This is a genomic window from Methylorubrum sp. Q1 (genome assembly GCF_004683995.1).
Lineage (GTDB): Bacteria > Pseudomonadota > Alphaproteobacteria > Rhizobiales > Beijerinckiaceae > Methylobacterium.
The window spans coordinates 1-10,081 of sequence record NZ_SRHQ01000051.1; the positions used below are offsets into that span (position 1 = coordinate 1).

Below are 10,081 nucleotides of genomic sequence, written 5' to 3' on the forward strand. Positions count from 1 at the left end.
ATTGGCTTCGCCGTAGAGGCGGGACTGCACGTCTGCCGTCAGGATCAGCGGCCGGGCGGTGACCACCAGATCGGCTCCGACATAGCTCACAGCGTAGTTGCCGCTGGCGGCCAGGCTGCCCTGGCCGATGGCGTAGGTCCCGACCGCGCTACGAGCATCGGCCGTGGCAAGGACGCCCGAAAGCACGTCGCCGTTGACCAACCCGCGGCCGCCGACTTGGTAGGTCAGGGCCGGGTTGGCATCGCCGTAGACGCGGCTCTGCGCCTCCGCCGTGAGAGTCATCGGCCGAGCCGTGACCATCAGGTCCGCCCCGACGTAGCGCACGGCATAGTTCGAAGAGGCTGCCAGTGTTCCCTGGCCGATGGCGTAGGTGCCGACCGCACTGCGTGCGTCGGCCGTGGTGGTCAGGCCTCCCGTGAGGCTGTCACCGTTGACGAGCCCACGTCCGCCAACCTGGTAGGTCAGGCTCGGGTTGGCATCGCCGTAGACGCGGCTCTGCGCCTCCGCCGTGAGAGTCATCGGCCGAGCCGTGACCGTCAGGTCCGCCCCGACGTAGCTCACGGCATAGTTCGAAGTGGCTGCCAGCGTTCCCTGACCGATAGCGTAGGCTCCGATCGTGCTGCGCGCATCAGCTGTCGTGACGAGCTCTCCCGTCAGGGCGTCGCCGCTGACGAGCCCGCGTCCGCCGACTTGGTAGGTCAGCGCCGGGTTGGCATCGCCGTACACGCGGTTCTGGCCTGTGGCCGTGACGGTCACCGATCGCGGGCTGACCGTGAGATCGGCCCCGGCATAGGTGACGGCATAGTTCGAGTTGGCGGCTGCGGTGAGCGAGCCCTGGGTGATGGCGTAGCTGCCCACGCCCGAAGTGGTGGTGGCCGTGGTGACCAATGTGCCCGACAGGGCCGCGCCTGCGCCCAGCGAGGTTGTCGTGTAGGTCAGGCTGGGGTTGGCATCGCCGTACACACGGTTCTGGCCTGTGGCCGTGACCGTCACCGGTCGCTGGCTGACCGTGAGGTTGGCGCCCTGGAAGGTCAGAGCATAGTTCGGGTTGGCGGCTGCGGTGAGCGAGCCCTGGGTGATGGCGTAGCTGCCGACGTCCGAGGTGGCCGTGGCCGCCGTGGCGAGGGTGCCTGACAGGGCCGCGCCTGCGCCCAGCGAGGTCGTGGTGTAGGTCAGGCTCGGGTTGGCGTCGCCGTACACGCGGCTCTGGCCGTTGGCGGTGATGGTCAGCGAACGTTGGGTGACGGTGAGCGTGCCAGGCAGATACACGACCCGATAGCTGGTCCCCGCCTTGCCGGTCACGGCCGTGCCGGAGGCGGCGATCGTGTAGCTTCCGACGTCCGAGGTTGCGGTCGCGGTCGTGCTCAGGCTGCCCAGGCCGGTCACGAAGTCGCCGGCGCGCAGGCCGCCGTAGGAGGCGAGCAGGCCGGGATTGGCGTCACCGTAGACGCGCGTGGTGCTCGCCGGAGCGACGACGGCGACGGGCGAGAGGCTGCGGAGTTCCGGGTAGTGACCACTGCTCTGGCCACCCTGGCCGACCTGGTTCGGCGGCGCCCAGACGGTGTCGAAGTCGAAGCCGGCGTAGTGGGCTCGGAAGCTGGCGAGATCCTGCATCTGCGCCGTGGTCAGGCCGGTGGCGCCGGTGGACGAGCCGTCGCCGACGCCGTTGACCTGCCTGGTGGTCTGCGTGTCCCAGTACGCATTCGTCAGCGTGCCGCTGTTGGCGCCGACGAGGCCGCCCACTCTGGAGGAGCCCGAGACGCTGCCGCTGGCGTAGGTCTGGCTCACGATGCCACCGTTGGCGCCGACGAGGCCGCCCACCCCGAGGGAGCCCGAGACACTGGCGCTAGCGTAGGACTGGCTCACCGTGCCGAAGTTGGAGCCGACGAGGCCGCCCACGAAAGTGGTGCCCGAGACGCTGCCGGTGGCGTAGGACTGGCTCACCGTGCCGATGCTGTCGCCGACGAGGCCGCCCACGGATTGGGAGCCCGCGATGCTGCCGCCGACGAGGCCGAGGTCGCTCACGCTCCCATACGCGCCGGTGACGCCGAGGGCGCCGATCAGCCCGACATATTTCTCGCTCGGCCGGGCGATGGTCAGACCGGTGATCGTGTGCCCCGCCCCATCCAGGCTGCCGGTGAAGCGGGCCCCATCGCGGCCGACCGGCACGAAGCCGCCCGCGCCGAACACCTCGGCGGACGCGGCCGTGCTGTTCGTGGCGGAGGCGTCGAGGTCGGTGGTGAGCCGGTAGCGGCCCGCGAGGTTGGCGCCCATCAGCTGCAGCTGGTGCAGGTTCGACACCGCGGTCACGCCGTTCGCGTCGGCCGCAGCGGCTTCCGAGCGCAGGATCGGACGCAGATCCCCGGACTGGTACCAGACGGTGTCGAAGTCGAAGCCGGCGTAGCTCGAGGCGGTGCGCGCCTGCGCGGTGGTCAGGCCGGTGGCGCCCGTGGACGAGCCGGTGCCGACACCGTTGACCTGCCCGGTGGTCTGCGTGTCCCAGTATGTAGTCGTCACCGAGCCGTCGTTGGAGCCGACGACGCCGCCCACGTTGGAGGAGCCCGAGACGCTGCCGCTGGCGTAGGACTGGCTCACCCTGCCGCTGGCGTTCCAGCCGACGAGGCCGCCCACGGAGACGGTGGCTGCGGCAGCACCGGTAGCATAAGCTTGGCTGATCGTACCGTCGTTGGACCCAACCAGGCCACCCACCTCGCTGGTGCCGGAGACGGCGGCGGCAGCGTAGGCTTGGCTGATCGTGCCGCCGTTGTTGAAGCCGACGAGGCCACCCACGTTTTGGGAGCCCGCGATGCTGCCGCCGACAAGGCCGAGGCCGCTCACGCTCCCACCCGCGCCGAGGGCGCCGATCAGCCCGACATCGTTCTCGCTCGGCCGGGCGATGGCCAGACCGGTGATCCTGTGCCCTGCCCCGTCGAGGCTGCCGGTGAAGCGGGCCCCATCGCGGCCGACCGGCACGAAGCCGCCCGCGCCGAACACTCCGGCGGACGCGGCCGTGCTGTTCGTGGCGGAGGCGTCGAGGTCGGCGGTGAGCCGGTAGCGGTCCGCGAGGTTGGCGCCCATCAGCTGCAACTGGTGCAGGTTGGATACTGGAACTACGCTGCCGACTGCGTCAGCGGCCTCTGCGCGCAGAATCGGGCGCAGGTCACCGGCTTGGTACCACACGGTATCGAAATTGAAGCCTGCATAGGCTGAACCTGTGCGCGCCTGGGCTGAAGTCAGACCAGTTACGTCTGTTCCTGCGGGAAGGCCGTTTCCGATGGCATTTGCCTGTCTAGTGGTCTGAATATCCCAGTAGGCTTGGCTAACGTTTCCAGCATTTTGCCCGATCAGCCCACCCGAAAAAAAGCTGCTAACGATACCCGTGGCGTAGGCTTGGCTCACGCTACCAACGTTCTGCCCAATCAGCCCGCCCGCGCAGCAGTTGCTGACGCTGACGTTGCCGGTGGCGTAGGCCTGGATCACACTACCGTCGTTGGTACCAATCAGCCCGCCCGCGATATCGGAGGCGCGCCCATTCAAATCGTGGCCGCTTACACTGCCGGTGGCGTAGGCTTGGCTCACAGTGCCGGAGTTGGAACCGGCCAGCCCGCCTACGCTGTACCAGCCGCTGACGTTGCTGGTAGCGTAGACTCGGGCCACGCTGCCTGAGTTGGAACCGAGTAGCCCGCCCACATTGGACCCACCGCTGATAAAGCCACCGACGAGACCGAGGCCGCTCACGCGGCCGCCCCTGCCGAGAACGCCGATCAGCCCGACAGAGCTCTGGTCCGGCCGGGCGATGGTGAGCCCGGCGATCGTGTGGCCCGCGCCGTCCAGGCTGCCGGTGAACGGGACGGTGTCCGCCCCCACGGGCACGAAGCCCTGTCCGCCCCACCAGGTGGCGGTGCCGGCGGCGTCGATGTCGGCGGCGAGGCGGTAGGACGCCGCGCGGTAGGAAGCCGACGAGCCCATGCCCTGCACGCCGTAGATGTCGGTCAGGCGGTAGGGCGTCGCCGCGCTGCCGTCCCCCCCCGTCGCCCGCAGGAAACTGGCCCCGCTCGCCACCTGGAAGTCGCCCGTCGCGAAGCCCGGCAGCGCGGCCGCGTTCTGGGTCCAGTGGCCGGACGCCAGCGTGAAGCGCGCCACCGACAGATCGGCCGTTGCCGTGACGTCGCTGCCCGCTCCCGCCTGCAGCACCAGCCCGCCCGCCCTCGCGGTGATCGGCGCGTTCAGGGCGATTTCCCCGGCGGCCTGCAGCGTCAGGTCCGCCCCGGTGTTCCACGACAGCGGCGCCGCCACCGTGATGGTGCCGGACTCGTTGCCCGTGGTGCCCGTCGAGACCACCACGTTGGCCGTCGTCAGCGCCGTCAGCAGCCGCGCCGCGTCGATCACGCTGCCGTCGCCCGTAGCGGTGAAGCCCGTGACGCCGCTGTCCGTGAAGTTCGCGATGGTGATGTCGTGCGGGTCGAGCAGCAGCGTGCCGAAGGCGCCCCGCGCCGCCGTCAGGATCGTGGTGCCGTCATACGACAGCACCCCCTTCGACGACACCTCCGCCTGCCCGCCGTCGCCGCCCGAGGCGCCGCCCCGCGCCTCGATCCGCCCGGCAAACCGCGTCGCCACATCCGACCACACCACCACGTCGCCGCCCTGGCCGCGGCCGGTCGCATCCGCCCGGATCACGCTCGCCGCGTCCACGCTCACCCGCTCGGCGCGCGCCAGCGGACCCTGCCCGAGCCGGCCGCCGCCGACCCGCACCACGCCGCCGCCGGTCGCACCCGAGGCCTCGATCAGCGCCGCCTGCGTCGCGATCGCCGGCGCGGTGGCCACGATGCGACCGCCCCGGCCCGTGCGCCCCTCCGCCGCCACAAGCCCCGACAGCGCCAGGCTCTCGCCCGCCTTCAGCCGCACCCGGCCGCCAGCCGCGCCCGCCACGTCCACGCGGCCCGCCACGTCGAGCCGCCCGCCGGTGATCCGCACCTGCCCACCATCCGCCTCGCCCTGGCCCGAGGCGTCGAGCCGGGCGGCGGAGGTCACCGTCACCGCGCCCTCAGCCCCCGACAGGGTGATGTTGCCGTTCCTGCCCCCGACCGAGCGCGCCTCGATCACGCCGGACAGGTTTACCGCCTGCCGCGCCATGTCCCGCGCCGCCGCTGCCGTGAGCGTTACCGCGCCGCCATCGGCCGAGATCGTCCCGGAATGCCGCACCAGGGCGCCGCGCCCCTTCGCCCCCGTCGGCACCGCAACTTGCAGGAAGCCGTCGCCGGAGAGATCCAGCGTCGCCCGCTCGCCCGAGCCGAGACCCACCCGGCCCATCGGCACGCGGATGGTCCCCGTGTTCGTCACCTGCCCGCCGATCAGCGCCGCGTAGCCGCCGCGCCCGATCGTGATCGCACCATGGTTGGTCACCGGCGCCGAGGCGCCCGAGCCGCGGAACTGGCGCCGGCCCGCCTTGAAGTCCTCGTCGGTGATGCCGAGCGAGGAGGCGACGAAGCCGGCCGCGTTGACCTGGCCCGAGCGGGTGATGGTCACGCCGTTGGGGTTGACGAGGTAGACCTGCCCGTTGGCGTTGAGCTGCCCGGCGATGGTCGAGGGCGTGGCGCCCGTCACCCGGTTGAGGATCGCCGCGCCCGCGTCGGGCTGGCGGATGTCGACCCGGTGGCCCTGGCCGACGGAGAAGCCCTGCCAATTGACGATGGCGTTCCGGCTCGACTGCGTGATCGCCAGGGCGCCGTTCTGGGGCGTACCGATAGTGACCCCGCCCGAGACCACCTGACCGCCGGTGGGCAGCGGCTCGGCGCGGGCGGGCTCCGGGCCGAGACCGATCCCGACCAGGGCGGTCGAGGCGAGCAGCGCGCGGGTGAGCGCGCGGGCGCGGGGCGAGGGGGACTGAGCCATGGCTGGGTTCATTCCGTCAGAACTGCAGGGCGACGGTGAAGGTCAGGCGGGTGTCGTCGGGCAGCAAGTCCGAGCGCTCGGCCCGGCCAAGCTCGACCGTGGCCGCCGCGTTGGTGAAGCTGAAGGACGGCGCCGCCGCGAGCCGGAGCCCCACGCCGTAGGCGGCCCCGCGGGTCATCGGCCGCTCCAGCGCGGTCGGGCGCTGCTGGCGCGTCAGGCCGAAGGCGCCGAAGGCGTAGGGCGCGATCACCACCGCGCCGGGTGTGGCGTCGGCCGGCGGCAGGCCGCTGCCGAGCTGGGCCGGGATCGAGGGCAGCGCGAACGGCAGGGTGACCGGCACGAGGAAGGGCGCCTGCAGCTCGGCGCGCACGACGAAGCCCTCGTCGCCCTGGAACAGGCCGGCATCGAAGGCCGACAGGCCCGACAGGTTGGCCAGGCCGATCTGCTCGGAGCGCGGCAGGGCTTGATTGAAGGAGGTCTGGGCGCGGGCCCGCATGTCGAAGGTGAGGTGCTCGGCCAGGGGCTGGGTGACGGCGAGCGCCGCCTCCAACCGCTGGAACTCGGGCCGGACCCCCTGGCGCGACAGCGGCGCCAGGGCCGAACCGGCGGGCGGGGCGTCGCGCGCGCCGAGCCCGTCGAGACCGAAGGAGGCGGCAAGCCGGGCGGTGAGCACGGCCTCGGAGGGGGAAAACCAGATCAGGTCGCCGCCGATGCGGGCGATGCGCAGGCGGTCGAGGGTGAGCGGCGTCTCGACCGGGGTGATGACGTTGACGCGCTCCTCCTGCGCATCGAAGGCGGCGTCTCCGTTCAGGGTGAAGGCACGCGAGCGGATCAGGGGGTAGCGCAGTCGGGCGGAATAGCGCGAGAAGTCCGAGGCGATGCCGAGCGTGCCAGGCAGCGCCCGCGGTGTGGCCCGCGCGTCGGTGGCCTCCAGGTTGAGGGTGAGCCCGTCGATCCCGAGCGGCAGGATCAGGCCGAGCGCCAGCGCCCGGTTGCGCGGTTCCGCGGCAAGGAAGCCGCGCTCGCCGCCGGTATAGGGCGCCCCCGAGGCGCGGAAGTACAGGCTCTCGCCGTGGCCGGTGGGGGAGTTGAGATCGAGGCCGGTGCCGAGCGTGTAGGTGCCGAGGCTGCGGGCCAGGACGTTGTCGGTGGAGACCAAGCCGGTGACGGGCTTGTAGCGGGCCTCGACGACGAGGACGGTGGCACCGGGGCGGCTGCCAGCGGCCAGCGTCGAGCGCAGCACGGTGCCGGGCGTGTCGCCGGCGACGAGCACGCGGCGCTCGATCTCGGCGAGGGTGAGGCCGGGGCGTCCGACGAGGGGGGCGAGGACGGCCGCGACGCGGGCGCGGATCTCGGGCGGGAGCGCGGCGGCGTCGATACGCTCGATCTGGCCGTCGATGACGAGCAGGCGAACCTCGCCGCCGTCCCGCAGTTGCTGGGCGGGCAGGACGACGCGCACGAGGGCGAAGCCTCGAGCGGCGTAGGCCTGCTCCAGCTCGGCGGCGGCGGCGAAGAGGTCGGCGACGGTGAGGGTGCGGCCGGAGAGGCGGGCGGTGAGGTTCTGCGCGAGCGCGCTGCCGTCCCCGTCCGCCCCCAGCTGTCCGCCCTCGACGCGCAGGCGTCCGACGCGCAGGGAGAGGCGCTCGGCGCCTTCGGGCGCGGCGGGACCGACGCCGTCGGGGATGGCCAGGCCGCCGCCGCTGCGCTGGAGCGGCGGGCTGAACGAGGGCGGGGTGATCTGCGAGGCGGTCTGCGCCAGGGCCGGTCCCGCGATCAGGCCGGCGAGCAGGGCCAGCGAAAAGGGCCATTCCCCGCACGACCGAGGAGCCGGGATGCGGCCGGGTCCGCGCCGTTCAAACGTCCTGAGCACGCAGGTCACTCTGTGGTTCGAGCCGGGACACCGGGCCGGTTGATGACGTAGGTCGCGCGAGCGGATCCTCGCCTATATTTAACAGATCTGCTGATAAAACTGCTGTTTCCTCAACGCAACACCAGGATCTGCAATGCGTTTGATCTGAGAAATGGATCCAGACTGCGCAGATAGACAGAGTTAATCCAGATATAATATTCGAACGCGCTGGGTCGAGGCAACGACAATTTTCGCGACGATCGGATTTGAGCCCTGCCGCTCTCCTGTGGGCTCTGAGCCCCCGCTTGATGACGGGGTTGGAGCGTGACTTGGAGGGGGCGAGCCTCGTCAGCGTTGGGGGAGCATCCGACGCCCACCTTGGGACACCGACGTGGACATCCAGACCCTGGCCGACCACGGGCGGGCTGGACGCGAAGCCGGCCTGACCGGTGCCCTCCTCGATGCGCAGGCCGCGCGTCCGGGCGGCGTCGGCGTCAGGGCGAGCGCGGCCACGATCCGGCCCGGGGCGTGGTCGGCCGCAAGCGCCCTGCACTCACCGATACCGACGCGTTCTGTCCCCGGCCATTGTCTCGACGGCCGACAGCTACAGCGGTGTCGCGCTGGCGCGGGCGTCCCGATGGTTCTGGCCGTTCCTAGCCCCCTGCTCCGCCGCGCAGCCCCGACGCTGGGTGATCGGAAGAACCTTCGGCGGATTCGTCCGATGCTGCAGGATCGCCCGTGCAGCCGCTTGTGAGGCCTGAGCGGATGTTCGGTGTAACCGGCCCAGGGCCCGCTCATGGCGCTATGCGGACCTGCCGCCCATACTCGCCGATTGTGGAATGCTTCGGACGCAGCGTTGACCAGGGTCCACTCTGATGGTCCAATCCCTAGGTCCGATGCCGCTCAAGACGGGTGATCGAGGGCCTAATCCCTTGATGTCGTACCCCTTCGGTTTTGGCTGAGAATCCTGGCGCCCCAGCCAAGCCTCCCCTAAGCCTTTCAATATCAACGGCTTGTGTGCCGGGCATCTTTTTCCCGCAGACAGGCGTAACCGTCAGCGGCTTGCCACGGCCGGACATGGTGCGGCGGCTAGCAACGGGCGCTGGATGTTCGGTCCCAGTCCAGAGTGTGCTCGGATCGAGCCTAAACCGGTTAGGCTGCTTCGCGCCTCGCTCGGATGGGCGCTGATCGCGCGCGGGCCACCCAACAGCCCGAGGGACGGCATCGCACCGCTCGAAGGACTCGTCGAAACCGACTGGCTTCCCTTCACCTTCACGATGAACTGGCGCTTCACGCGGCTCGGCACGGTGCGGTTCGCGAAGGGAGAATGCTTCTGCTTCATCGCGCCCGTTCCGCACGAAACGTTCGACGCGATCCGCCCGCGTATCAGAAGCTTCGACGACGACCCCGAGCTGAAGGCCGCGTACGACGAATGGCGCGGTCCCCGCTCGGCCTTCCAGGCGCGCGTCGCTGCGGGCGAACCGGACGCAGTCCGCGCGGGATGGCAGCGCGACTACATCGCCGGGCGCGATCCGGCCGGCAGCGATGGACCGACGTTCCATCGCACCAAGCGGATCTTGCCCAAGCCTGTCCGTTCGGCGCTGGGGGGAGCCGATGTCGCTCGACGGAACATCGCGGATTTCATCTTGCGGCTACGCCTGGAAACCGGCCCCCGGCGCTGCCGCCGCGTTCGCCGCACCCGTGCCCGGAACATGAGCATCGAGCGCGCGTTCTCTGCGCACTTCCTGAATTATCGCTCGCCAACAAGGCAAATCGATGCGCGACGTCAACAAGTCGAATGGCACTGCTATGCTTGCGACGTGGAAGCGTAGCGGTAGAACCACCCCTGCGATGAGCAACGCTGGACTGGCAAAGTCAGCACCCATCACGACGACAAGCCACGCCCCCCACGGGCAACAAGGCTCGTCGGCCAACCGCGTTGCTCGCACAAGCGATTTCGAGGGCTTCGGATCCTTCTCGAGCTGAGGTCCCGGATACGTGATGTCCGGTTTCGGCCGGTCCTTCCAAGACGCCCAAGGCGGGGTCGCCGGCGCCGACCTGTAAGCCGCGCGGTTCGTGATGGCGCTGAAACACGCCTGCGGATCGTCCTGCTGTTCCGCCTGCGCGATCGGGATCGGGCTCTCCCGGCGGAAGGGATCGGTGCAGGGGTCGCCGCGACGCTCGAACGGACCCGCTCGGTCGACACGCCTGGCTGCGCCGTCGCCGTTGGCTGGCCGCACAGCACGCACGACAAAAGGGCCGGCTTCGCGCCGGCCCTCTTTACTTCGTCGCATCGAGGCGGGCGCACGAGCAAAGCCCGCGCGCCAACTCCGAAAAATC

General features: G+C 70.6%; 3 protein-coding genes and 1 pseudogene. 2 read left to right on the forward strand and 2 right to left on the reverse strand.

The annotated features are described in order from the left end of the window. A partial coding sequence (locus E4V01_RS24760) for an MBG domain-containing protein (RefSeq protein ID WP_193763309.1) occupies positions 1-5,892 on the reverse strand: 5,892 nt, incomplete at its 3' end. A gap of 16 nt (positions 5,893-5,908) precedes the next feature. Continuing rightward, positions 5,909-7,762 carry a ShlB/FhaC/HecB family hemolysin secretion/activation protein gene (locus E4V01_RS24765; RefSeq protein ID WP_245517701.1) on the reverse strand — a complete coding sequence of 618 codons (1,854 nt, stop codon included), beginning with the start codon at positions 7,760-7,762 and terminating at the stop codon, positions 5,909-5,911. Between the two features lie 385 nt (positions 7,763-8,147). On the opposite strand from E4V01_RS24765, the pseudogene E4V01_RS24770 reads away from it, so the two are divergent. Both E4V01_RS24770 and E4V01_RS26440 read left to right on the forward strand, forming a co-directional pair. Further along, positions 8,148-8,406 (forward strand): annotated as a pseudogene (locus E4V01_RS24770) (IS5/IS1182 family transposase); the annotation flags it as partial. Between the two features lie 441 nt (positions 8,407-8,847). After that, positions 8,848-9,573 carry a DUF6065 family protein gene (locus tag E4V01_RS26440; protein ID WP_245517702.1) on the forward strand — a complete coding sequence of 242 codons (726 nt, stop codon included), beginning with the start codon at positions 8,848-8,850 and terminating at the stop codon, positions 9,571-9,573. Positions 9,574-10,081: the final 508 nt, after the last annotated feature.

Excerpts from the sequence above, each read along its gene's own strand:
- E4V01_RS26440 (WP_245517702.1), top strand. The coding sequence starts at position 8,848 with ATGTTCGGTCCCAGTCCAGAGTGTGCTCGGATCGAGCCTAAACCGGTT.